Here is a 25,001-nt window from a genome sequence, read left to right on the forward strand (position 1 = left end):
AATGGAAATTAATCCAGATAAGCAAAAACTTATAGAATTGGCCCATTATAGAATGCCTTTTGGTAAATATAAAGGCCGGTGTTTAATAGATTTGCCGGAACCTTATTTAATTTGGTTTCAGCAAAAAGGATTTCCTGATGGAAAATTGGGAGATTTATTGAAATCTACGTTAGAAATAAGAATAAATGGGCTAGAATCCATAATTCGAAAAATACAAAAACATTTTCCTAGGTAAATCCGTCAAGTTCTGTCCTCAATTTGTAACTTTGTGTCCCGTAACATAGAATTCGATACATGGCACAAACCAAATACATCTTCGTTACGGGAGGCGTTACTTCATCATTAGGAAAAGGCATTATTGCAGCCTCTTTGGCGAAATTACTGCAGTCTCGCGGCTACAAAACTACCATTCAAAAATTAGATCCCTATATCAACGTAGATCCAGGAACGTTAAACCCTTATGAGCATGGCGAATGTTATGTGACCGATGACGGAGCGGAAACAGATTTGGATTTGGGGCATTATGAACGATTTTTAAACGTTCGTACCTCACAGGCCAATAATGTTACTACGGGTAGAATATACCAAAGTGTAATCCAAAAAGAGCGTAGAGGTGAATTTCTAGGGAAAACGGTACAAGTAGTTCCTCATATTACCAATGAAATCAAGGAGCGCGTTCAGGTTTTGGGCAAAAGTGGCGAGTATGATATTGTTATTACTGAGATAGGGGGAACTGTTGGTGATATTGAATCCTTACCATATATAGAGGCGGTTAGGCAATTACTGTGGGAGCTTGGAGATAATAATGCCATTGTAATTCACCTGACATTGGTGCCTTATCTTTCCGCTGCGGGCGAATTGAAAACAAAGCCTACACAGCACTCGGTCAAGACCTTAATGGAGAGTGGTATCAAGGCAGATATTTTAGTCTGCCGTACAGAACATCAAATTTCTGATGAGATAAAGGATAAATTGGCACTTTTTTGTAACGTAAAGCGTGAAGCGGTCATTCAAAGTATAGATGCATCTACCATATATGATGTACCATTATTGATGCAGGAAGAAGGTTTGGACACCGTGACCCTTCAAAAATTGGCATTACCAAATACCGTTGAGCCTGATTTGGACCGTTGGAACGAATTTTTGCAACGCCATAAAAACCCAAAAAATGAAGTAACCATTGGGTTGGTGGGTAAATATGTTGAATTGCAAGATTCCTATAAATCTATTTTAGAGGCATTTATACATGCAGGAGCATCTAATGAGGTAAGGGTCAATGTAAAATCTGTACATTCTGAATATCTTACGGTTTCCAATTATAAAACCAAACTCAAAGGACTGGACGGCATTTTGGTTGCTCCAGGATTTGGGGAGCGTGGTATAGAAGGGAAGGTAAAGGCCGTGGAATTTGCCAGAACCATGAAAATTCCATTTTTTGGAATTTGTTTGGGAATGCAGATGGCGGTTATTGAATTTTCCAGAAATGTATTGCAATTGGCCAATGCAAATTCTACCGAAATGGATGAAAATACACCAGACCCGGTCATTAGTATCATGGAAGAGCAAAAAACAATTACCGATAAAGGAGGTACCATGCGTTTGGGTGCGTGGGATTGTGATCTAAAAGAAGGTAGTTTGGTACGGGAAGTGTATGGTGGCGCTGCGCAAATATCAGAGCGTCATCGTCATAGGTATGAATTTAACAATGCGTACTTGGATAAATTGGAACATGCCGGCTTGATCGCTACCGGGTTCAATAAAAAAACCAACTTGGTGGAGATTGTAGAGGCTAAGGACCATCCTTGGTTTATTGGTGTTCAATATCACCCGGAATATAAGAGTACCGTGGCCAATCCACATCCGCTTTTTGTGGGATTTGTTAAAGCGGCCCTGGCATATAAAAAATCACAAACTAATGCCACATTGGCATAAACATTATTTTTGGGCATATATTTGCTGTCTTGAATTTGTAATATTCCCAATTAATTTAGAATTACCTCATGGAAGAAAAGAAATTTGATGTTAACTCCATTATTGGCTTTGTGCTGATTTTTGGAATACTCATCTTTATGTTTTACCAAAACCAACCTACCCCAGAGGAGTTGGCGGCGGAAAAAGCTAAACAGGAACAGGTAGAAGCCGCCAAAGCAGCGGAAAACACTACGGAGACCGTTAGTACTGAAGTTCAACAATTAGATTTACAGGATTCTACCGCCGTAGCTACGTACCAAGGAAAACTTGGGGCGTTTGGTTTTACCAAACCGTCCAATGATATAACCACATTGGAAAATGAAGTGCTGTTATTGAAAATAAGCAATAAGGGTGGACAGATTGTAGAGGCGAAAATGAAAAATTTCGTAACCTATGATTCTGTTCCTGTGTATTTGGTCAAGGATGGTAACGCCTCGTTTGGTCTTGATTTTTCCACAACAGATAACAGGGTATTGAATACCAAGGATCTTTATTTTGAGCCTACTTTGAGCAAGGCCAGCGGTAACCAAATATTATCGTTAAAAGCTAAAACGGCCAACAATCAGTACCTTGAATATAGGTATGAAATGAAACCAAATGAGTATTTGGTAGATTTTCAGATCAAGACAAAAGGTTTGGACAATGTGATCAGTTCCAATAAGCCAATTGAATTGGACTGGGCGTTAAAAGGTATTCGCCACTCCAAGAGCATAGAATATGAAAATAGATATACCCGGTTGACCTACAATCATGAGGATGATAAAATCAGTAAGTTGTCCGAGGGGAGTGATGACGAGGAAACAGAGGAGGATATTAAATGGATATCTTATAGACAACACTTTTTCAGCAGTATTTTAGCTGCGGACGAGCCATTTAAATCCGGTGAACTTGCTTCGGTCAATTTGGTAGAGGAGGAAAGTAGAACATTTGGTTTTACCAAGGCGTATTCCTCAAAACTTCCTATAGAATTGGAAGGTGGTGAAATAGCCAAGGATTTGCATTGGTATTTTGGTCCTACGGATGTTGAGGTACTTTCCAAGTATGAGGATTTGGGCTTGGAGGATTCCATACCGTTTGGTTGGGGTATTTTTGGTTGGATCAACCGTTATGTATTTACTCCGTTTTATTCGTTGATAAGTACCTATTTTCCTTATGGTATAGCTATTGTTATCATGACCATTTTAGTCCGTTTGGCAATGTCTCCCGTAACCTATAAATCGTACTTGTCCCAAGCAAAAATGAAGGTGTTAAAACCTGAAATTACAGAGCTTGGCGAAAAGTACAAGGATAATGCGATGAAAAAGCAGCAAGAAACCATGAAGCTGTACGGTAAGGCAGGGGTGAGTCCTATGAGCGGTTGTATCCCGGCGGTTATACAAATGCCCATTTTCTACGCATTGTTCATGTTCTTCCCGACTTCGTTCGCGCTGCGTCAAAAATCGTTCTTATGGGCAGATGACCTTTCCTCATTTGATACTATTTATCAATTTCCAGAAGGATTTTCAATACCTTTTTATGGTGACCATGTAAGCCTGTTTCCAATATTGGCTTCTATAGCCATATTCTTTTATATGATGATGACCACTGGGCAGAACATGCCAACGCAACCTGGTATGCCCAATATGAAATTTATCATGTACCTAATGCCGTTCATGATGTTGTTCTTCTTTAACAATTATGCAAGTGGACTTAGTTTGTACTATTTTGTTTCCAATATGATAACCATTGGTATAATGTTGGTCATTAAGAACTTTATCATAGATAATGATAAAATACACGCACAAATTCAAGAAAACAAGAAGAAACCCAAAAAGGAGAATAAGTTTCAGAAGAAAATGCGAGAGATGATGGAGCAGGCAGAAGCTCAAAAAAAGAAGTAAATAAGCGTTGGCTAACAGATGTATTAAAATAAAAAGCCCTTTCAATTTTGAAAGGGCTTTTGCCATTGATTAAGGATTGGTTTGGTAAGATTTGGGATGTTAAAGATGCGGTTATTATTTAGGGGTTTCAAAACTTAGTTGTCAAGGAGGGTTTATTGTATGCTAAAGGAGTGGTTGATGATGTTTACAAAATTGGTCTAAAAAAGCCCCCTATAAAAAGGGGGCCTAATCTTACTAATTGCATTTCGGGGGAGATTAATGCAATGCATCAATAATTTCCTGTGGCAACAATACTTTATCCACAATATGTACTATACCATTGCTTGTCATTACATCTGCCGTAACTACATTACCGTTGACCTGTGTTTTATCCTGTATTTGTACACCATTGCCTAAAATTGCAAATAGTGATTCTCCTTGTACACTTACAATTTCCTGATGGTCGGTAAGGTCGGTAGAGGCCACAGCAGCGCCTGCTACAACATGATAAGTAAGAAGTTGAGCCAACAAGGCTTTTTCCTCATCTGTATCAAAATCTTCTAAACTATTATAGCTAGCTCCTAAATCATTCAAAAACGTGGCAAAAGCTTCGTTTGTTGGTGCAAAAACCGTAAAAGGCCCATCACTGCTCAAAGTTTCCACTAATCCGGCATCGGCTTGGATCAATGCGGCTACCAACGAGCTCAAGTCATCCACACTTTGTGCGGTCTCCACAATATTTGGTACTGATGGGGCAAGGGCGTCCAAAGCTGCTTGCGGTAACAAAACCTTATTTATTACATGTACCACACCATTGCTGGCGGTAACATCCGCTATAGCTACATTGGCGTTCATTTCTGTTGCATCCATAATACTAACACCTCCATTTTCTAAAACAATACCAATATTTTCACCTTGAAAGGTTTCTATCATTTGTCCATTGCTTAGACCTGTAGAGAATGCAGCTGCACCGGCAACTACATGATAGGTCAATATAGTAACCAATAATTCTTTTTCTTCATCGGTATCAAAATCCGAAAGGCTGTTATAATCATCTCCCAATGTCTCTAATAATGCTATAAATGCATCATTAGTTGGTGCAAAAACGGTAAATGGCCCTGTACCGTTTAATGTTTCCACTAAATTGGCATCGGCTTGTACTAAAGCATCCACCAATAAACTTAAGTCATCTGTTTCTACTGCTATTTCAACAATAGTCTTTAGACTCATGGCCGCTAGCATGTCCAAAACTTCCTGTGGTAATAAAACTTTGTCGATTACATGAACCACACCGTTGCTCGCTTCAACGTCTGCAAGGGCTACTGTAGCATTTGTTTCAGTAGCATCCATAATTTGTACGGCTCCTTCCATGAGGGATATGGTTACATTCTCACCCTGTACGGTTTCAATAGATTGTCCGTTGCTCAATCCGGTTGAGAAAGCTGCGGCACCGGCTACTACATGATAGGTCAGTACTTTGGTCAATAATGCTTTTTCTTCATCGGTATCAAAATCGGCTAGGCTATTGAAATCTTCTCCTAAAAGGTCCAATAACGCTACAAAAGCTGCATTGGTAGGTGCAAAAACCGTATAAGGTCCTTCGCCATTTAGGGTTTCGACTAGTCCGGCATCTGCCTGTACCAAGGCATCGACCAAAAGACTTAAGTCATCTGTAGCCACGGCGGTATCCACAATGGTTTTTAATTGTAAGGACACTACAAAATCAATTGCCGCTTGTGGCAACAATACTTTATCTATAGTATGGGCAACACCATTGGAAGCCATAATATCAACACCTGTAATATTGGCATTGGTGTCAGAGGCATCACCAATAACAAAAGTATCGCCCGAAGCAATTACTTCAATGCTGTTATCTGTATAAGCGGTAGCCACGGCACCTTCTGATAAGTCGGTAGATAGTACCTTTACCGGGATTACATGGTATAGAAGAATATTCTTCAATAACGCAATTTCTTCTTCGGTATCAAAATCGTCAAGACTATTATAGTCGTCTCCCAATGCTTCCAATAATGCAACAAAAGCAACATCAGTAGGTGCAAATACGGTAAACGGACCTTCTGTACTTAGCGTTGCTGCTAAATCTGCTTTGATAACCGCTGCCTCTAAAAGTGATAATGGCTCCGTTGCTACTACTATATCCGTCAAAGTTCCATTTTCATTGGTCATGGAACCTTCGTTCAGCGCATCAATAATTGCTTTTGGTAAAATAACTTTGTCAATGACATGTACAACACCGTTACTCGCTTCCACATCGGCAATAACTACTTTTGCATTAACCTCGGTTGCATCATCCAAAAATACGCCACCTTCCAAATCTATGGTAATATCCTCTCCTTGAACGGTAGTTACGGTCATGCCGTCCGTTAAATCTCCAGATTTTGCAGCAACCCCTGCAACGACGTGGTAAGTTAATATGGTAGTTAAGAGTTCTCTTTCTTCGTCCGTGTCAAAATCTGATAAGGAATCAAAACCATCCAATTGGTTCAATAACGCGGTAAATGCATCGTTCGTAGGAGCAAAAACAGTAAACGGGCCAGTAGAACTTAAAGTGCCAACTAAGTCCGTCCCTTCAGAATTATCGGCCGTTGTCAACGCGGTAACTAAAGAAGTAAGTGCTTCTTCGGCCTGAGCGGTTTCAACAATGGTTTTGGTTTCTACCATTGGGTCCTCATCATTATCGTCATTATCACATGACCATATCATTACGGACAACGCGGCGAATAACATAAAATACTTAAATCGTAACATTTTTTTCATAGCGGTGTTTTAAATTGTTTAATTAATAAGTTGAATAAATAAACATAATATCTAAATCATTATTATAAATATTATTATTGTTGATGGTTTAAATGTACAATACAATTATTTTGTTTAATTATATTTTATAAAAGTTTAACAAAATAATTTTAATGAAAAATGTTTTGTAATTGACAAAAGAAAAGCAATTGTAATCCTGAACCGTTCATATAGCGACAAATTCATACGGTTGAAAAAAAAATGTGTTGAAATGAAATTTTGTAATTTTGTTACGACCAAGAAGATGAGATGAAAAAAGTAGTTATAGGACTTTCTGGCGGAGTGGATTCCAGTGTGGCGGCATACCTTTTAAAGGAGCATGGGTATGATGTTATTGGCCTGTTCATGAAGAATTGGCACGATGACTCTGTAACAATATCAGAGGAATGTCCGTGGTTAGAAGATAGTAACGATGCGTTGATCGTTGCGGAAAAATTGGGAATTCCTTTTCAGACCGTTGATTTGAGCGCTGAGTATAAGGAGCGTATAGTAGATTATATGTTCAGGGAATACGAGATGGGCAGGACCCCAAATCCTGATGTATTATGTAATAGGGAAATAAAATTCGATGTTTTTTTAAAGATAGCCCTACAATTAGGAGCTGATTACGTGGCAACCGGTCACTATTGCAGAAAAGGAACTTTGTTAAACGCAGATGGAAGCAAGACCTATCAATTATTGGCAGGCAAGGATGGAAATAAAGATCAGTCTTATTTTTTGTGTCAATTGTCTCAAGAGCAATTGTCCAGGACCTTATTCCCCATTGGTGAATTGACGAAACCAGAAGTACGCGAAATTGCGGCGAAAATGGACTTGATCACTGCAGATAAAAAAGATTCCCAAGGTCTATGTTTTATTGGAAAAGTAAGACTACCGGAATTTTTACAGCAACAATTGAAACCTAGAAAAGGCAAAATAGTTGAAGTTCCTGCTCAATGGGATAATTATGCACAGGATGTACCCGTTTTTACCGATGTTCAATCAGAGTTGAAATTTTATGCTGAAAAACATGTGTATAAAATTACGGATGGTAAGATTGTAGGGGAACACCAAGGTGCGCATTATTTCACCAAGGGGCAGCGTAAAGGATTGCAGGTTGGTGGCACCAAGGAACCTTTATTTGTAATAGATACCGATGTTAAGGACAATATTATTTATACGGGTCAGGGAAAATCGCATCCTGGATTGTATAGGAGGACCTTATTTGTTAAAGATGCGGAAATTCATTGGGTACGGCCAGATTTGGCATTGCAGATCGATGAAAGTCTACCTGTAAAAGCACGAATTCGCTATCGTCAGGAATTACAGGATGCAAGACTTTATAAAGTAAATGGCGGTATGTATGTAGATTTTAAAGAGCAGCAATCCGCAATTACTGAAGGTCAATTTGTAGCTTGGTATCTAGAAGATGACCTTATTGGTTCTGGAGTGATCTCTTAATAATTTTAGGATATATTGTTCCTTTGCTTGCATCCATATATTGTTATGATACAAAATAAAATAACCCAACTTTTCAAAATAGCGTATCCTATAGTGCAAGGTGGTATGGTATGGACCAGTGGTTGGAGATTGGCCAGTGCGGTATCTACCCATGGTGGTTTAGGAGTCATAGGTGCGGGCAGTATGTACCCGGAAGTTCTACGGGAACATATTCAAAAGTGTAAAAGTGCAACGGATAAGCCGTTTGGTGTTAATATACCCATGCTGTATCCGGATATTGGCCAGCTAATGGATATTGTTGTGGAGGAAGATGTAAAAATCGTTTTTACATCTGCAGGAAATCCAAAAACATGGACCGGTTTTTTACAGGAAAGGGGCATTAAGGTGGTACATGTGGTCAGTAGTCTAAAATTTGCACTTAAGGCTCAAGATGCCGGTGTAGACGCAATCGTTGCGGAAGGCTTTGAGGCTGGGGGGCATAATGGTCGTGATGAAACGACCACAATGGTTTTGATACCTGCTTTACGAGAAAAAATTTCAGTGCCTTTAATTGCCGCAGGCGGAATTGCAACGGGCAGTGCAATGTTGGCCGCCATGGTGCTAGGTGCAGATGGCGTACAGATAGGAAGTAGGTTTGTTGCAAGCAGTGAAGCATCCAACCATATAAATTTTAAGGAAGCGGTAGTAAATGCTAAGGAAGGCGATACCCATTTGACCTTAAAGGAATTGGCTCCGGTTAGATTGATAAAGAATAAGTTTTATCATGAAGTCCAAAGTGCATATGCCAAAGGAGCTTCTGTAGTTGAACTAAAAAACCTTCTTGGTAGGGGTAGGGCTAAAAAAGGAATGTTTTTGGGTGATTTAGATGATGGAGAGCTGGAAATAGGTCAGGTATCTGCATTGATACATGACATAAAACCAGCTGCCCAAATTATTGATGAGATCATGAACGAGTTTCATGCAAGAAAAAAAGCAATATCCGGTTTGTAACCTAGACTCCTTCTGCTACTTCCGCTGCTTTCTCATTTTTTAAACTTCCCAGATACTCCATAAGATCACGCAGTTCCCGTCTAGAGATCATGCGCCCCATAGCTGGCATTGCGGACATGGAGTTTTCTCTTTTTTTGATGCGCTGTAATGGTATTTCCAAAGGCTCGGCCTCAGAAGTTTTTAGTAAAAGATCATGTTTGCGTTCCTCTATTAAAACACCTTGTACTTTTTGGCCATCCGTTAAGGTCAATGTCACCGAACCATACCCTGGGGCAAGGCGTGCACTGGGTTCTATTAAGGCTTCCAAAAGTTGTTCCCTTGTCAATACATTGGCTATATTGTCCAATGCGGGTCCAACTTCACCACCTGAACCGTTTACAGCATGGCAACGTACACATTGAGCGGTTGGGTTACCGTTAAATACATTTCTGCCGGCCCACCAATTACCACCGTGCAAGGTTTCTTGAAAAGAATCTGCTGAATATCCTGCTTGTTTAAGTTTGTCTAATTGAGCAATCAACTTAGGATTTTCAGTGGCTTTGACAGATTCCATTAAATCTAGCATAATCCCTTGTTTTAATTGGTCTTTACTAGCCTTGTCGATAAGGCTTGCCAAAATAGCGTTGCTGTTTTCTACAGGAAGATCTCCCAATACATCTAGCATACGTTGTTGTTCAGAAACGGAACCTTTTCTAAAAATAGGACCTACTATAGCAGGCAATTTTTCCTTTGGTAGGTTTAATTTTGCCAATAGACCAACCGCTGCCGTTCTAACTTGTTCATTGGCATCCTGCATTCCCGTTTCCATAATGTTCTCCATATTTTCATACCCAAGATTACCTAATGTGTTAAGTACCGTAGCCCTAACTTCTGGAGACCGGTTATATCTGAAAATCCTATACAAGTCAGTGTTGTAGGATTGTATGCCTAGTTCACTAATGGTTTTGGAAATGCCTATCAAGATTTCAGGATTACTGTCTTTAAGGAAAAAAGGAATATCCTTTTCTATTTTTTGTTGCAACTGATTGCCTTCCCTAACAATTTCACCCCGGTATCTTCCATCAACACGGTCCAAAACGGAAGGCTTGTTCCATGTGCCAAGAGCTGATAGGGCCTCTCCACGTAAAATATTGGATACATCTTTTCTTTTTGCAAAATTGACCAAGAGTTCCAACTCCTTTTCGCCACCAACTCGTAATGCGGCATTAATGGCCCTTCTTACCAATGGTTCAGATGTATATTTTTTGTTTTCAAGAATTCCTGCCAATGCTGGTAGCGCCTCTTCAATAGAGAGGTCGTCATTGATGGCCCTAGCTGTTTCCGTAACAATGTACTCATCTTTATCAGATAGGAAAACCGCTATATTTGGGTCCTGTAATTTTCTCAGTACCAGAACTGCGGCAATCCGTAAGCTTCTGTTTTCGTTATTCGCAAGAGCTAAAAGTGGTTCTGCCTTGCCAATTCTTGATAATGCCAGAACGGCCGCATGGCGTAAGTAAATATCCTTATCGTTGTTTTGGACGATCATTTCCAATAACGGCTCTACGGCATTCTCATACTTTAAGCGTCCCAAAGCTTGGGCCGCATAGAATTTAACCCTATCGTTTTCATGCTTTGTAAGGTTAATTAAACTATCCGCTGCATTTTCATAACGAATATCGCCTAGAACCTTAGCGGTCTGGGCTATGATTTCCGGGTCTCCGTCGTTCAGTAATGCTAGTAACGGTTTTGCGTCATCCTTATCGTTTGCTGCAATTTGGCCAATGCCCCAAATAGCATGTATTCGTGCAAACTGATTATCGTTTTCCGTAATAACCTTTTTTAATGCGCGGTAGCCCCAAAATGTTCTCCTGGCCAACTCAAATTGTGCTTTTTGACGAATTCTCATATCCGGATACGCCAATAATTGCACCAAATTATCAGCATCATCGTCCTTGTAATTATGGGTCATTAAGCGTTGGGTCTCTAAGCGTTCCTGTTCCAGGTCATTGCTATCTTCCGTAACGTCAAGTTTCCATACGCGTCCAAAATCCTTACTTCCCCAGCCATTAATCCAATCTGCAAGATATAAGGCCCCGTCTGGACCAAAGTCAATACCTGTAGGTAATATTCCGTTTAGGATAGACTCATCCGTGTTAAGTTCAAACGATGCACCTTTTGGTTTTAGGTCAAAGGACCATATATGGGAACGTGTAGGGTCACCCACAAATTCCACCAAAAAGAATCTATTTAACCATTTTTTGCCCAAAGCCGTACCGGGATTATACCTCATACCGGTTGGGCCATTGTGAAAATTCTGTATGGGTGGTATTATGTATGCGGCCTGTCCTTCCCAACGTGGCGTAAACAATTTTTCATCCATCCAAACATTATAACCATTATTCTTGGGGTCTGTATATTTACCATATTGCCAATTTGCCCTCCAACCGGCATCCGATCCCTCAACAATATGGACCAAGCGCTCGCTTTCGCCTTTATGGTCACCGTCGTTGTCAGAAGAGATTATATTGCCATAGGCATCAAAAACAAATTCATGGGTATTGCGCAATCCGTGTGCAAATACTTCAAAATCGGTACCATCCGGATTACTTCTTACTATGACACCTTCATTTGGGTATTTATGGTTTTCGCCATCAACAGTGGTAATATTAGCACCTATATCGCCAATGCCCCAGTAAATTTTTCCATCAGGACCTTCAATGGCACCGGACATACCGTGTCCACCAAATCCTATATGAACTGCAAAACCTTCTGCAATGCTGGTTTTTTCATCCAGTATTTTATCGCCGTTGGTGTCCCTAAGGCGGTACATTCCCGGACCAATACCTACAAATATATCTTCGTCCCTAACCAATAACGCCCCTGCTTGGTCATTGATTTCATCATTGAAATCATTTAGGATTTGGGTAGATATGTCCGCAATGCCATCATTGTCCGTATCTTCTAGCATCCAAACTTCATCTTTTTCTACGGCAAGATCTCTCCAATCATGGATACTGTCATTGTTCAAATCTGGGAACCACTGGTTTTCCATACTGAGTTCAGGTGCAAATTTTCTATGAAGAAAAGCTCTTCTGTCCTCCACGGTTTCAAATGAAATGGACTCTGTCATCCAGTCCCTATGCCCACGGATATCAAATTCAGAGTTTTTATTTCTATTCGATCTTGTTAAATATACTTTTCCTTCATTGTCAATGTCCATCGCAATAGGGTCCGGTGCCAAGGAATCGGAAGCCCATAAACTAAGGTTTAAGCCATCTGCAACAGTTGCCGATATACTTTTCCTTGCCAATTCAACGGCCTCTAACAACGCCGTGCTGTCTTTTTGAATGACCAAAGGAATTTCCTTTGGTTTTTTAGGTTCACAAGATGATAGGGCAATTAAAAATAGGGGAAGTATTCCTAAAAGGAATTTTTTGAAAAATGTCATTATGATGTTTCGTTGATATGAACTTTAAATGTAACAAATTATGCAGATAATCAATAATGAAATTTGCGTTAGGTTAAATTAATAACATCATATTACAATGGTGTATATTTTTTTAATTTATCATTATTTAGTGCGCTGTTTGGAAACAGTGTTTAAAAGTTGAATTATATTTGAAACTACTCAAAAAAACTCAAAACAATGAATACGATTAAAACAACCTTGCTTCTTCTCATGATTGTAATGTTAAATGCTACGGTAGCAAAGGCACAAGAAGGGCATCCCTTGGAAGGAAAATGGAATTTGACCATTAATCAAGAAGGTAAGGAATTGCCATCATGGCTTGAAATTAGACATTCTGGCAACAGTAGATTAATAGGTAGGTTTACCTATGCTTTTGGTAGCGCAAGGCCCATTGCGGAAATAAAAAAATATGGGGAAATATTTTCTTTTGAAATTCCGCCTCAGTGGGAGCCAGGGGCATCTAATATGGTATTTGAAGGAAAATTGGATGACGAAACCTTAAAAGGTACTATGGTGTATGTAGATGGAAAAAAGTATGAATGGAGCGCTGTTAAAGCGCCAAATTTGCCTTTTTATGATAATGTCCAGGAAGGCAAAGCGGTTAAGCTTTTTAATGGTAAGAATTTAGATGGATGGAAAGTGATAGAAGGTAATCAATGGAAGGTGGTCAATGGAATTTTAACAAGTTCACAATCCGGGGTTAATTTAATCTCTGAACAAAAGTTCAAGGATTTTAAATTAAAGGCAGAATTTAGATATCCAGAAGGTAGCAATAGTGGTCTATATCTAAGAGGGCGTTATGAAGTGCAAATTGCGGATAATATTGGTTTGGAGGCTTCCTCTATTTATTTTGGGGGTATTTATGGCCTTATATCGCCAAATATGAACATGGCAAAAAAAGCAGGGGAGTGGCAAACCTATGAAATTACATTAATTGGTAGAAGGGTCACTATAGTTGCTAATGGTAAGACTATTATATCCAATCAGAATATTGATGGGATGACGGGGGGCGCATTGGACAATAAAGAGGACGAGGCAGGTCCGATTATGATACAAGGTGATCATGGCCCTGTTGAGTTCAAGACCTTGGAAATAACTCCGCTAAGCAAGGGATGATAGTTGATTAACCTAACTAAAAAAGTCTCCTTTAAGGAGACTTTTTTAGTTAACATTTTGCCCATTACAGTAAGTTTTATGCTATTTTTAATTGTCCCACTCTAAATTGGATATTAGGGATAGCGCTTTTACTTCCTCGTCTTCATGAACATAAATTTCTATAAACTGTGGTAACGATGAGCTAAAACCTGCTAATCTTGCAGATTCTCCCTCATCCTTACAAATTGGAATAATATTGCCGTCCCGTAAGGTAAGTTCAACCCTGTTGGCCTTTATTCGATCACCTCCAAAAATTTTCTTATAAGTAGTATTCATGTGCTATTTTGTTAAGTGTATGGTCTTACCTGATTTGGCACTCTCAATGGCCGCTTGAAGAATTTCTATTACAACCATGTTGTTTTCTAATGAATATACGTTAAAAGGTGGTAATTTCAACTCTTCTTTTATCACTGCCGTAAATACGGAAAAAGGGTCGTTGAACGGTTTTTTGCGTTGGGGCAGTAAAAAAGTCTCTTCCGTAAATTGACTGTAGCCCTTTGATATTCTTATCCTCAACTGTGTAGGGTTATCCGCATAAATGGCTCCTTTGGTGCCGTAAAGTTCCATATCCTTTCTGCCAATTGGCCAATTCCAAGAAGGCTCCAATATAGCCATTTGGTTGGGGTAGGTTAAAATTATGGTTGCGTCATCATCTACATTTGGATTGTTATCTGCTTGTAGTTGTTGTGTAACAGCGGTGACTGATAGCGGTTTTGTCCCGTTCATAATCCAAGTCATTAGGTTTGCCCCATAACACCCAAAATCCGTTATAGCTCCGCCACCATTTAAAACCGGGTCTGTAAGCCATTCCAAAAACTCTTGTGAAACCCCAATATTTTTTGGCCCTTTATGACCATCTCTAATTATTACCTTTCTTAGCTCACCAATGGTACCGTTCTTTAGTTCATCCAATGCTTTGACATTGGTTTCATACCATGATGTTTCATAATTGGTAAGGACATGAACTTTATATGTTTTTGCCAAATTGGCAATTTTAACGGCATCATCAAATGTTGTGGCCAAAGGTTTTTCTACCATTACGTGTATCCCTTTAGGAGCACACTCCTGCACTACTTTTAAATGATCTTTAATATTTCCAAATGCAGCAACGGCCTCCGGTTTAGTTTTTGCGATCATTTCCTCCATAGAATCAAAAACCATCGTCATAGGAAACCCAAATTCCTTGGATAATTTATTGGCAAGTATCTTATTGGGTTCTGCAATTCCTACCATAACCATATCCGTTTGGTTTTCACGGCCCAAAATCCATCCTACGTGGCCATGGGTGAGACCGGCTACTCCTAAACGAATGGGTTTCTCCTGAGCTAGACCAACGGCTTTTATCGTTATTAACAAAAGTAAGATAAGGCACTTTTTCATGTTCAGGATTTAGTGTTCGGGTTGTGAATATTCCTGAATTTGCAAATTTTTGCTAATAGTAAAGTAAAAAGTACTTCCTTGGTCTTCTATGGATTCTACCCAAATATCGCCTTCATGGATATCTACTACTCGTTTGCAACCATATAGACCAATTCCCGAGCCTTCAAATTCAGATTGGTGATGCAATTTATTAAATGCCTTGAATATATTCTGTTGTTGGTCTTTGGAGATGCCAATACCATTATCGCTCATTTTAAACTGATAAAAATTGTCTTTTTCCTCTGAGGAGATTACAATTTTAGGAGCATTTCTTACTGAAGAGAATTTGAGGGCATTATGTAATAGGTTCTGAAAGAGCATGCGTATATCCCTTTCACGGCCAACAATGTTGGGTAAGTCGTTAATTAGCACGGTTGCCCTATTGTTCTTGATCAATTGGGAGTGGTCCGTAATAATCTGTTGCACAATTTCTTGGCAATCTATAAATTTCATTTTATCACTATTGCCTGTTTCGGCATACTCTAAAAGGCCAAGTACCAAATTGGTCATTCTTGTGGAACTGCCCTCCAAATGTTCAAAATGTTCTTTGAATTCTTTAAAGGTAGTAGAGTTCGGTTGGTCCAGTAGATGTTGAGAAATGATATTGATATTGTTTAACGGACTTTTAAGATCATGGGTCACGATAAAAGTGAATTCCTCAATTTGTTTATTTTTTTTATTCAAATCCTGGTTAAGGTCGTAAAGCTTTTGATTTTGCTTTTCAAGATTGCTCTGTGCTGTTTGTAATGCCTTTTCGTTGACCTTTAGCATAGTATTGTTTTTTTCCAGCGCATTGGTATATTTTCTGGTCTTTGTTTCATCATACACTCTAAAGGTCTGCGAAAGCCAGGTTAGACATGCTATGTAAACTAAAATTTCATCATAAGGTAAATTTATGACGCCCAAAATAGGACCATAAAAAGTTATGTAAAGCGTTGGAACTATAAATGCCATAATATCATAGATAATAATGGCTAGTCTAATTTTAGGTTTATTACGATAGGCAATGAACGCTAAAAATGCCATTGTGGCAAAGGCCAATGCTTGACCAAAAAAACCTCCGATCAAGACAATGATGATCATAAACATGGTAGGGGGAAATAGCGACATGTATAGCCGTGTGGCCTTTTCCAATTTTAGGATGTTCATGATAAAACCTATAGCAAAACCTAGAAAAATTACGAAGGCTATTATTTGTAAAAGCCTTGTGTTATTGAACATAGTATATAGGAACATGAAAAAAGTAAATAGCGCAGAAAGTAGGGTGATCAAACCTATATGGTCTAATAAACTATTTTCATTGGTATTTTGGTCCGGGGCGTTATGATTTACGTTTTTTATCACAAAAAGTATAAACTATTATTTCAACTTGATTTAAAAAATGTATTTTGCTTATGGTTAAGGATTTTTTAAATAATCCTCAACAGAACAAATAAATTCACATTTTTAAGCATATCTTTTGTTTAACTTTTTACCTGTATGCTTTACACTTTTAAATATAAGAAAGTTGTATACAAATACACAGTAAAATGCATTTTTAATAAGAAAACAATGCATATTTAATCTCTAATTTCTTTTAAGGATATGGTAACTATTTAAACCTTGGATAAGATTAGAATTGCATAGGAACTTCCATGAATAAAACTTTAGCTTTGGACTTTATGTGGTAAGAAAATGAATCCGTTTCCCAAATGCCATAACCGTCCCTTGCTTGAAGTAACTGCCCATTAATTTCTAATTCGCCATCCAATACAAACACATATACGCCGTTATGGTTGTTTTTAAGTTTGTAATTTCCTGATTTTTCCATATTAAAACTGCCCAGATAAAACCATGCATCTTGATGAATCCACACTCCGTCGTCGTCGGTATTGGGAGATACTATTTGCGTTAAACCATTGGCGACCTCTTTATCAAAAATAGAAATTTGATCGTAGCGTGGGGTTACTTCAGACTGATTGGGGAATATCCAAATTTGCAGAAACTTTACTTCTTGGTCGTTGTTTTTATTGAATTCGCTATGCGATACACCACTTCCGGCACTCATAACTTGTATGTCACCTTGTTTAATAACCGTTGAATTACCCATATCATCCATATGTTTAAGGTCTCCCTGCAATGGTATTGAAATAATTTCCATGTTACGATGGGGATGTGTGCCAAATCCACGGCCGGCAGCCACTACATCATCATTAAGGACCCTTAGGGCCCCAAAGTGCATACGTTCCGGATTATGGTAGTTTGCAAAACTAAAACTATGATAAGATTTTAACCATCCATGGTCTGCATGGCCTCTAGTTTTTGCTTCGTGATATATAGTTTTCATATGCTTTATTTATGTATGATATTGGTCGTATATGGTAGTAAAAAATTACTTGGTCTATTTTGTAAAGGGCTATTTTTTTAATGAATAAAGGTAGGGTTATACCTATTGAAATTGTTTATTAATAGTATAAATTTGCAGTCTATTTTTTAAATTTTAATGACAAATAAAATAAAGTTCCCACAATGAAACACGTTATGTTAAGTACGCTTTTATTGCTTATGTTTTTTCAATTAAAGGCCCAAGGTAGTGATGATGCGGTCAAGCATTTTGGAGCGGGAATTGTCATAGGAGGTGTTGGGGGCTATGCCGCTCATAAGATTTTTGACGGAAAAAGGGGTTGGACCTGGGTGGGTGCCGTGGGCAGTAGTTTTGGTGCGGCAATTGCAAAGGAAACCTTGTACGATCAACCCAGGGGAGCTTCATTTGAAGGAAGGGATGTCCTGTTTACGACCCTGGGCGGAATAGTATCTGGTTTGGCGTTGGACGTACTGACCAGCAATACTATAAGAAGGACCGGGGGAGGCAAATATTGTGGCTGCTTGGTCGTAGAAAATAGTGAAATACCGGACCTTAATTTACCATCAAATCCTGAAGCGGGTTCACGTGATATTACGGCTGTGCTACAGGCCGCCTATTTATTAAGGTAGGATTATAGGAGGCCTTTGGCCTTGATCTCTAAATATTTATTGATCGTATTGAGTGTAAGTTCTTCCGGTTTGGTCAAAATTGTTTGGATACCATATTTACGCAGTTCGTTGACCACGAGCTCTTTTTCGTATATAAATTTTTCAGCAATGGTTTGCTCAAATATATCTTTGCTACTAATAGCCTTTTGGCCGGCAAACGAAAGTAATTCTGTATTCTTGAAAAAGATGACAACCAATAAATGTTGTTTTGCAATTGCTTGTAAATAAGGAAGCTGCCTATGCAAGGCATCTAGGGTTTCAAAATTAGTATATAATAGTAATAAGCTCCGTTGCGGTATATTTCTTTTGATATCAATATACAACCTGCTAAAATCACTTTCCACAAAATTGGTGGTAAGGTTGTAAAGTGTTTCCAAAATCAAGTTCATTTGGGCACTTCTGCGTTCTGCAACCACTCTGTTCTCAACCTTATTGCTAAAGGAAAACATACCAGCTTTGTCATTTTTTTTAAGGGCAATATTGCTAATGACCAATGTAGCGTTTATAGCATAATCCAAAAGACTTAATGCATTAAACGGCATTTTCATAACACGGCCTTTATCTATAATGGAATAGACTGGTTGTGACTTTTCATCTTGAAACTGGTTGACCATTAACTGATTTTTCTTGGCAGTAGCTTTCCAGTTGATATTTCTAATATCGTCACCTTGTATATAATCTTTAATTTGTTCAAATTCCATTGTATGGCCAATTCTCCTAATTTTTTTAAGGCCATGCTCAAATAGTTTATTGCTAAAAGCTAATAGGTCATACTTTCTTAGCTGTAGAAAAGAAGGATATACTGGCACTTCCTGCCCTTGGTCATAAGTGTATTTACGGGTCAATAGCCCAATGGGAGAACTGGTAAAAATGTTCAAGTTCCCAAACGCATAGACACCTCTTTCCACAGGTCTTAAGGAATAGGAATATGTTTCTTTTCCGCCACTTTTTATTGAACTTATAATTTTAAAATCACGCTTTTGAAATTGAAAAGGCAGCTCATCTATAATGGTGATATCTATTTTAAAAAAATAATAGTTGTTTATTATAATATCAATACCGTTTTCGTCTCCATTGGATAGCTTGTCTGCCAGAATGCGTTGGGCCTTTACATTACCTTTTGAAATAAACAAAAGGAGGATGTCCACACTGCAAAAAGCAATAAACGCATAAAACAATGATTTGGCAACGACCAAGATATTTTCAAAAATATAGGCCAATAGAAAACAGGTAACAATGCCCGCCAAAAGCAGAAAAAAGCGTGGTTGTAAGTATATATTTTTAAAAATTTTCTTCACAATCCTTTATCTTGGGATTTCAATGGTCTGCACTAAATCTTGAATCATTTTTTCAGCAGTAAGTCCTTCCATTTCCCTTTCAGGAGTTAGGATTATACGGTGGCATAGAATAGGGGACACTACTTTTTTAATGTCATCTGGGGTGATAAAATCACGGCCGTTGATTGCGGCAACAGCTTTGGAGGCATCTAATATGGCAATGGAGGCCCTTGGAGATGCTCCTAAATATAGATTGGCATTTGTTCTTGTATTATTGACAATTGCCGCAATATATTTTAAAAGGTTGTCTTCAACGATGATATCCTTGATGGTGTTTTGATATTCCGCAATTTGCTTGGCGGACAATACGGATTGGACCATGAGTTCAATATCATTGTTCTTTTGTTGATGTTTGGTCTCTAAGATACGCACCTCTTCTTCCAAGGATGGATACCGTACATTGATTTTAAATAAAAAGCGATCTAATTGAGCTTCCGGTAATCTGTATGTGCCTTCTTGTTCTACAGGATTTTGCGTTGCGAAAACCAAAAATGGAGGTTGCATAGGGTATTCGTGTCCATCAATGGTAATTTGGCGCTCGGCCATGGCTTCAAATAAGGCTGCCTGGGTTTTTGCCGGTGCACGATTTATTTCGTCAATAAGAATAATGTTGGAAAAAATTGGTCCTTTCTTAAATTCGAACTCAGAAGTCTTGACATTGAATATAGAGGTGCCTAAAATATCACTGGGCATTAAATCTGGCGTAAACTGTATACGGCTAAACTCTACGTTCATTGTCTTTGCCAAAAGTTTTGCGGTAACTGTTTTGGCTACACCGGGTACACCTTCAATTAAGGAATGCCCATTGGCAAGGATAGAAATGATCAATAATTCTATCATCTCTTGTTGTCCAATAATCACTTTGCCCAATTCGGTTTTTACTTTGGCGACGGCCTCTTGAAGTTGGGATAAATCTATTCGTGAATTAAACTCCTGTGGAGTGTTTTCTTGTAAATTATCTTCCATAAGATTTTTTAAATGCATTAATTTTTTTAGATAAGGTAACCGTATCCTGTTCTGTATGTATAGGTTTGTTTTTTAAGTTTAATATAAGGGTGACCAATGTTTTGGTGTCGTTGATACTATTACCGGATTTATTGGCCAAGGTCCTTATAAATGCATCATCCAATATAGCGGTATTAACAAAATATCTATTTCTAATAAAGGATAGAAAATAATTGATTTTTTGATGGTTTAGATTGGTGTAATCCTTGTTTTGATGATAAAGCGTCCCAACGGTCCTTGCAAATTCTACCGAGGAATTTTCCAAGGGAGAAACAATAGGTATGATACGCTGCTCTCTTTTTGCCTTAAAAATCACAAATAACAGCAACGCAAAGATTGTAAGATAATAAGCCCATTTTAATGCGGGTTGGTTCAAAACAAACCGCATGGGAGAAGTTATGATCTTTCTCCCGGATTTTTTATAATCGTCCCAATACAGATAATCGTTGGTCAAATAAGACAGGCTTTGCGCACTATAATTGCTGGAGCGGTTCAATAAATAATAGTTGCTGAACCCTGCCGGCAACGTGTTGATATAAAAATGGCCGTTACCAAAAGCTGTTTTAATAAAGTTAGGTTTACTTTTTAAGGTATCCATTTCCGTTGGTAGAAATGATTTTTCGGTAAAACTGATATGGCCAAGTATCTCAGTATTTAAAGTGTCCACACTAGTGAAATAAACAGGGTCCGCACCTCGTTCAAACCTAAACTGTGCAGTTTTAAAACGTGTATTGGTCAAACTAACACTGGCCGTATCTTCCTTGAAATCATAATATCTTTCCATCTCAATGTTCAAGGTATCTGCCAACATCCCATAAAGATTGTTGGCAGCAATAAAGACTTGGTTTCCCTTAGCTACATAATTCAATAATTGCTTGCTCTCTTGAGTGTCAAAAGAAAGCATATTGTTAATTGCTATATAAGTGGAAATCTTACTGGAATCACGGGTGGTCAAAACATTATAAATACTTTCCTCTACCGTTTCTATTTTACTATCTGGAAAAAGTGTGGGCAATTCCTGATAAAGTACGTAGCACCCAAAAGGTATTTTAGAACTAGAGGTGAATGAAGGCCTCCAGTTAATAGGTTTGGGACGTACGATCTCTGTAGCTATGATACCTATTAGTACCGCTATTAAAAGACCTAGTATTATTTTTGAACGTTTACCCAAATCTATACTGTTGTTAATTGGTTTATAGAATTGAATTCCACTGTATACTGGTCGTACCTGTAAATGTCAATCTCTTGCTCTCCATACCATATATGATCATATAAGTAGCTAACCTTTTTAAATCCTTGCTTAAGGTTTTTATCCTTGATTTCGGATAAGTAATCGGAATTTGTTTTTTCAAAATGCCAGCTAATAATTTCTTTTTTCGAAAGATTTTGTAACGTTAAAAGAAATTGATATCTAATTGCTAGTCTATAATTTTGGACTTGCAATGCCTCTTGAAGCAGTTTGTGCAAGTCTATAGTTTCTATATGTTCTTCAGTAAGATTTACCGTACCCAAATTTTTGGCCTTTCTGGTAAAAATGGAATTGAAGCTTTCGTTGGTAAGAACTTTGACCAATAAATAAATGGCCAGTATTGCCATAAGTAAATAGATGATGTGTTCAATAACCTGAAGCACCTGAGGTGATATTTCTATGCCGAATACACGTTGCAATCCTTGACCTATCCACGTAATAAAGCGCGCAAGTAAATTTTGGGATTCTCCGGTTTTGATTTGGTAATTGAATTCTTCTCCTATATATTTTTGGGACAAATCCTCTGTCCACTCCTTTGGTGTAATAGTGGAAGTGGAATCTATAGGAATGTCCGCTGTATTACCTAATTGCCCAAAAGCGCAATAGGAATGCAGTACCCATAATATTAGCAATAATCTATACTTCAAATTAATCGTTTAGTCCTATTTGTTCAATAGTGGCCCTGGTATGTTCGTTGTACGTTTTTTCATGTAATGCATAATATAGGATGCCATTTACAAATTGAGAAAGGCATTGCCCGTAGACTGCCGTTATCAAGATGCAACAGGTACCTATAGTGTATACTACGGTAGTTACAATTGAGTTGGCAAAATCAACATCATTTTCTACAACATGAAAGGTGTAAATGCCTAAAATTATACCCGGTATCATTAGGGTAAGCATTAGCAAAAGGCCAAGTAATAAGCCCAAGATAAAATTTACCCCTACGGATTTCCAAAAGTTTTTGGTCACTAATCGCCACCCTTCACCAAAAGCATCTATTGCCCCTTTTTGTTTGTTCAGCATATCAAAAAAAGAAACCCCGATCCAAGCGGCAACAAAGAATTGAACAATATATTGGGCAAACATGCCAAGAATGGGTATTATGGCCATCATAATGGCTACTATCATAAATGCCAGGTAAATAGGGATCAGTAGTAAAATAAATAGGACAATATTTCCCAACTGGCTTTTTGCAAATGCCCAAACTTCCTTTTTGTTGAACGTATTGTTCTTCTTTTCCTCATATTTGATCATGTAGCTCGTGGATAACGAATAGTTAAGAATGGCCACCAAAATAAAGATGATGAAAAAAAGTCCACTGCCAATAACAAGGTAGATGTAATAGTTATCTTCAAAACCCATAGAGTCCGAGAAAGAATTATTATTGGTCTCAAAAGCAATTAATCCTATAACTCCAGATACCAATAGATAACTTGCGATCAAAAGGCCGATCATAAATAGACCATTATAGCTTATAAATACATTGGTGAAATTTTTAATGTTCTGTTTAAAAAAATCAAAATAAACGGAAATAATTTCTCCAAAATCACGGTTTACCCGCAGTGGTATGTAGTTGTCTTTCATATTTTTTGTTAAGAATAATAGGGTATGCCAAATAATAGAATACAATTAAAAACAACGAGGCCGCTATAATAAATATTGCCAACCAATTAGGCATATTGGTATATCTAGTTATAAAACCTTCTATGAAGCCTGCAAGGATAAAGAAAGGAATGGTGCTCACAACAACCTTTAATCCGTCTTTGGCACCTTTCATAAAAGAAATACGTCTTGAGTATGTTTTTGGAAAAAGAATACTGTTGCCCATAATTAAACCAGCACATCCGGCAATAATAATTACCGAGATTTCAATAGTACCATGTAGCCAAATTTGTTTATTGGCTTCAAAAAAAACACCTTTTGTGTAAAAGAAGGTAATAAAGGCCCCTAACATTACCCCATTGCTAAAAAGTATATATGCGGTACCTATACTGGTAATAACTCCAAAACTAAAGGCTAGGAATGCGACCCTTATATTGTTTATGGTTATTCCAAGAAAACTTCCAATTTCACTTCCGCCCTTATAGATTGCGGCCGGGTCCCCGTTTGCAATATTGTTCAAGGTTTCGTTAACATATGCATCGCCCAAAATCAATCGGACAAACGTAGGGTCGTTCAGGGCAGAAAGTGCACCAATTGCAGATGCCACAATAAAAAACAAAAATGCAATACCCATTGTTTTATGATATTGTCTGAAGAACAACGGAAATTCCGTTCGCCAAAAATCAACAATCCGATTGCGGTTTTCTTTTTTGTTTTTATATATTTTTTGATGGGCCTGTGCAGCAAGTTCGTTCAAATACAATAAAGTCTTACTTTCTGCGTAATAGGTTTGCGCGTATGCCAAATCATTGGTTAATTGAATGTAACCATTGGCTAGCTCATCGGGGTTTGTATTGCGGCCAAGGGCGATAGCCTTTTCAAAAGCGATCCATTTTTCCTTATTTTGCCTTACAAAAGCAGCTTCGCGCATATATAGTATTTACCTTGTTAAATTTAAGACTTAATGAATAACCTCCAAATCAATACAACGCAAAATGTTAATCTTAATTATACCATAGTCAGTATTGGTGAACGAATTTTAGCATTTTTAATAGATGCTTTTATTCTTTATTTGTATTCCATATTGGTAAATCTGATAGGAGATGCCATAGGATATGTGTATGATGACCGATGGACACAACGTGGATTGGTAGCACTTATTTTTCTGCCTGCCATGTTCTATAGTTTGTTAATGCATATCATATTTAATGGAAGAACTGTTGGTAAAATGTTGATGAAAATGCGGGTGGTGAAAATAGATGGCTCACCTGTACATTGGAGCAATTATCTTACACGATGGATGTTAAGATTGGTAGATATTTGGTTGTTCTTGGGTGCAATAGGTATATTGACCATTTTATTTTCTGACAGGAAACAACGTTTGGGAGATGCCGCTGCAGGAACGGTGGTCATTAGTACAAAACAAAAGACAAAAGTATCGCATACCATTTTGGAAGAGGTAGAAGATACTTATGTGCCCGTATTTACAAATGTTACCATGCTGACGGACAAAGATGTACGGCTGATCAAGGAAACGTTTCGTATAGCCAAAAAGAGTAATGATTATAAGACATTAAAAATGTTGAGGGATAAAGTGGATAGTATTTTATTGACCAATTCAGAATTATATGATAAACCATATTTGGAAACCGTTTTAAAAGACTATAATTACTTTACTCAACAACTATAGC

The 25,001-nt window shown here is 38.0% G+C and carries 20 protein-coding genes; 8 read left to right on the forward strand and 12 right to left on the reverse strand.

Going from position 1 to position 25,001, the window contains the following annotated elements:
* The first annotated feature begins 1 nt into the window (after position 1).
* The 3 genes from CHB68_RS16935 (at position 2) to yidC (ending at position 3,851) form a co-directional block, all read left to right on the forward strand.
* A complete protein-coding gene (locus tag CHB68_RS16935; protein WP_089262852.1) occupies positions 2-235 on the forward strand; it encodes a DUF3820 family protein in 234 nt (77 codons plus the stop codon).
* 59 nt (positions 236-294) lie between these two features.
* Entirely contained in the window at positions 295-1,932 is a 1,638-nt protein-coding gene (locus CHB68_RS16940) for a CTP synthase (protein WP_089262854.1), read from the forward strand.
* Positions 1,933-2,000: 68 nt separating this feature from the next.
* On the forward strand, positions 2,001-3,851 hold the full coding sequence (gene yidC, locus CHB68_RS16945) for a membrane protein insertase YidC (protein WP_089262856.1): 1,851 nt from the start codon (positions 2,001-2,003) through the stop codon (positions 3,849-3,851).
* 255 nt (positions 3,852-4,106) lie between these two features.
* Here yidC and CHB68_RS16950 read toward each other — a convergent pair whose 3' ends face one another.
* The gene (locus CHB68_RS16950) at positions 4,107-6,608 is read right to left on the reverse strand and encodes a fasciclin domain-containing protein (RefSeq protein ID WP_245838978.1); all 2,502 of its coding nucleotides are present in this window, start codon (positions 6,606-6,608) and stop codon (positions 4,107-4,109) included.
* 288 nt (positions 6,609-6,896) lie between these two features.
* Here CHB68_RS16950 and mnmA point away from each other — a divergent pair, with 288 nt between their 5' ends.
* On the forward strand, positions 6,897-8,087 hold the full coding sequence (gene mnmA / locus CHB68_RS16955) for a tRNA 2-thiouridine(34) synthase MnmA (RefSeq protein ID WP_089262858.1): 1,191 nt from the start codon (positions 6,897-6,899) through the stop codon (positions 8,085-8,087).
* A gap of 48 nt (positions 8,088-8,135) precedes the next feature.
* On the forward strand, positions 8,136-9,077 hold the full coding sequence (locus CHB68_RS16960) for an NAD(P)H-dependent flavin oxidoreductase (RefSeq protein WP_089262938.1): 942 nt from the start codon (positions 8,136-8,138) through the stop codon (positions 9,075-9,077).
* Between the two features lies 1 nt (position 9,078).
* On the opposite strand, the gene CHB68_RS16965 is transcribed toward CHB68_RS16960, so the two are convergent.
* Positions 9,079-12,507, reverse strand: a complete 3,429-nt coding sequence (locus CHB68_RS16965; protein ID WP_089262860.1) for a HEAT repeat domain-containing protein — start codon at positions 12,505-12,507, stop codon at positions 9,079-9,081.
* Between the two features lie 198 nt (positions 12,508-12,705).
* Between CHB68_RS16965 and CHB68_RS16970 the strand changes: the two genes are divergently transcribed.
* Entirely contained in the window at positions 12,706-13,644 is a 939-nt protein-coding gene (locus tag CHB68_RS16970; protein ID WP_089262862.1) for a 3-keto-disaccharide hydrolase, read from the forward strand.
* Positions 13,645-13,731: 87 nt separating this feature from the next.
* Here the strand turns inward: CHB68_RS16970 and CHB68_RS16975 are convergent, their stop codons facing one another.
* From CHB68_RS16975 to CHB68_RS16990, 4 genes are all read right to left on the reverse strand, one after another.
* Entirely contained in the window at positions 13,732-13,959 is a 228-nt protein-coding gene (locus CHB68_RS16975; protein WP_089262864.1) for a putative signal transducing protein, read from the reverse strand.
* 3 nt (positions 13,960-13,962) lie between these two features.
* Positions 13,963-15,063, reverse strand: coding sequence for a Gfo/Idh/MocA family protein (locus CHB68_RS16980; RefSeq protein WP_089262866.1), 1,101 nt, complete (start codon positions 15,061-15,063; stop codon positions 13,963-13,965).
* Between the two features lie 9 nt (positions 15,064-15,072).
* On the reverse strand, positions 15,073-16,446 hold the full coding sequence (locus CHB68_RS16985) for a sensor histidine kinase (RefSeq protein ID WP_089262868.1): 1,374 nt from the start codon (positions 16,444-16,446) through the stop codon (positions 15,073-15,075).
* Positions 16,447-16,714: 268 nt separating this feature from the next.
* A complete protein-coding gene (locus CHB68_RS16990; RefSeq protein WP_089262870.1) occupies positions 16,715-17,428 on the reverse strand; it encodes a pirin family protein in 714 nt (237 codons plus the stop codon).
* A 182-nt stretch (positions 17,429-17,610) separates the two neighbouring features.
* Between CHB68_RS16990 and CHB68_RS16995 the strand changes: the two genes are divergently transcribed.
* Positions 17,611-18,075: a hypothetical protein gene (locus CHB68_RS16995; RefSeq protein ID WP_089262872.1), complete on the forward strand. Its 465-nt coding sequence runs from the start codon at positions 17,611-17,613 to the stop codon at positions 18,073-18,075.
* A 2-nt stretch (positions 18,076-18,077) separates the two neighbouring features.
* Here CHB68_RS16995 and CHB68_RS17000 read toward each other — a convergent pair whose 3' ends face one another.
* From CHB68_RS17000 to CHB68_RS17025, 6 genes are read right to left on the reverse strand one after another with little or no spacing between them, the layout of a single operon-like run.
* Positions 18,078-19,412, reverse strand: coding sequence for a DUF58 domain-containing protein (locus CHB68_RS17000; protein ID WP_089262874.1), 1,335 nt, complete (start codon positions 19,410-19,412; stop codon positions 18,078-18,080).
* Positions 19,413-19,418: 6 nt separating this feature from the next.
* Positions 19,419-20,417 carry an AAA family ATPase gene (locus CHB68_RS17005; protein ID WP_245838979.1) on the reverse strand — a complete coding sequence of 333 codons (999 nt, stop codon included), beginning with the start codon at positions 20,415-20,417 and terminating at the stop codon, positions 19,419-19,421.
* Positions 20,407-21,627, reverse strand: coding sequence for a DUF4350 domain-containing protein (locus tag CHB68_RS17010; RefSeq protein ID WP_179213226.1), 1,221 nt, complete (start codon positions 21,625-21,627; stop codon positions 20,407-20,409). The genes CHB68_RS17005 and CHB68_RS17010 overlap by 11 nt, the downstream gene beginning before the upstream one ends.
* A 2-nt stretch (positions 21,628-21,629) precedes the next feature.
* Positions 21,630-22,352, reverse strand: a complete 723-nt coding sequence (locus CHB68_RS17015) for a hypothetical protein (RefSeq protein WP_089262880.1) — start codon at positions 22,350-22,352, stop codon at positions 21,630-21,632.
* A 1-nt stretch (position 22,353) separates the two neighbouring features.
* The gene (locus tag CHB68_RS17020) at positions 22,354-23,292 is read right to left on the reverse strand and encodes a hypothetical protein (RefSeq protein WP_089262882.1); all 939 of its coding nucleotides are present in this window, start codon (positions 23,290-23,292) and stop codon (positions 22,354-22,356) included.
* A complete protein-coding gene (locus tag CHB68_RS17025; protein ID WP_089262884.1) occupies positions 23,255-24,241 on the reverse strand; it encodes a stage II sporulation protein M in 987 nt (328 codons plus the stop codon). The genes CHB68_RS17020 and CHB68_RS17025 overlap by 38 nt, the downstream gene beginning before the upstream one ends.
* 33 nt (positions 24,242-24,274) lie before the next feature.
* On the opposite strand from CHB68_RS17025, the gene CHB68_RS17030 reads away from it, so the two are divergent.
* Positions 24,275-25,000, forward strand: a complete 726-nt coding sequence (locus CHB68_RS17030; RefSeq protein WP_089262886.1) for an RDD family protein — start codon at positions 24,275-24,277, stop codon at positions 24,998-25,000.
* The last annotated feature ends 1 nt before the right edge of the window (position 25,001 follow it).

Origin of the sequence: Maribacter sedimenticola, assembly GCF_900188415.1 — a bacterium.
GTDB lineage: Bacteria > Bacteroidota > Bacteroidia > Flavobacteriales > Flavobacteriaceae > Maribacter > Maribacter sedimenticola.

What these genes read in the sequence shown, in the direction of transcription:
- CHB68_RS16980 (WP_089262866.1), bottom strand. Translation starts at nt 15,063, where the DNA reads ATGAAAAAGTGCCTTATCTTACTTTTGTTAATAACGATAAAAGCCGTT.
- CHB68_RS16995 (WP_089262872.1), top strand. Translation starts at nt 17,611, where the DNA reads ATGAAACACGTTATGTTAAGTACGCTTTTATTGCTTATGTTTTTTCAA.
- CHB68_RS16935 (WP_089262852.1), top strand. Translation starts at nt 2, where the DNA reads ATGGAAATTAATCCAGATAAGCAAAAACTTATAGAATTGGCCCATTAT.
- CHB68_RS17020 (WP_089262882.1), bottom strand. Translation starts at nt 23,292, where the DNA reads ATGAAAGACAACTACATACCACTGCGGGTAAACCGTGATTTTGGAGAA.
- CHB68_RS16990 (WP_089262870.1), bottom strand. Translation starts at nt 17,428, where the DNA reads ATGAAAACTATATATCACGAAGCAAAAACTAGAGGCCATGCAGACCAT.
- CHB68_RS17030 (WP_089262886.1), top strand. Translation starts at nt 24,275, where the DNA reads ATGAATAACCTCCAAATCAATACAACGCAAAATGTTAATCTTAATTAT.
- CHB68_RS17025 (WP_089262884.1), bottom strand. Translation starts at nt 24,241, where the DNA reads ATGCGCGAAGCTGCTTTTGTAAGGCAAAATAAGGAAAAATGGATCGCT.
- CHB68_RS16970 (WP_089262862.1), top strand. Translation starts at nt 12,706, where the DNA reads ATGAATACGATTAAAACAACCTTGCTTCTTCTCATGATTGTAATGTTA.
- CHB68_RS16950 (WP_245838978.1), bottom strand. Translation starts at nt 6,608, where the DNA reads ATGAAAAAAATGTTACGATTTAAGTATTTTATGTTATTCGCCGCGTTG.
- CHB68_RS16975 (WP_089262864.1), bottom strand. Translation starts at nt 13,959, where the DNA reads ATGAATACTACTTATAAGAAAATTTTTGGAGGTGATCGAATAAAGGCC.
- mnmA (WP_089262858.1), top strand. Translation starts at nt 6,897, where the DNA reads ATGAAAAAAGTAGTTATAGGACTTTCTGGCGGAGTGGATTCCAGTGTG.
- CHB68_RS17005 (WP_245838979.1), bottom strand. Translation starts at nt 20,417, where the DNA reads ATGGAAGATAATTTACAAGAAAACACTCCACAGGAGTTTAATTCACGA.
- CHB68_RS16965 (WP_089262860.1), bottom strand. Translation starts at nt 12,507, where the DNA reads ATGACATTTTTCAAAAAATTCCTTTTAGGAATACTTCCCCTATTTTTA.
- CHB68_RS16940 (WP_089262854.1), top strand. Translation starts at nt 295, where the DNA reads ATGGCACAAACCAAATACATCTTCGTTACGGGAGGCGTTACTTCATCA.
- yidC (WP_089262856.1), top strand. Translation starts at nt 2,001, where the DNA reads ATGGAAGAAAAGAAATTTGATGTTAACTCCATTATTGGCTTTGTGCTG.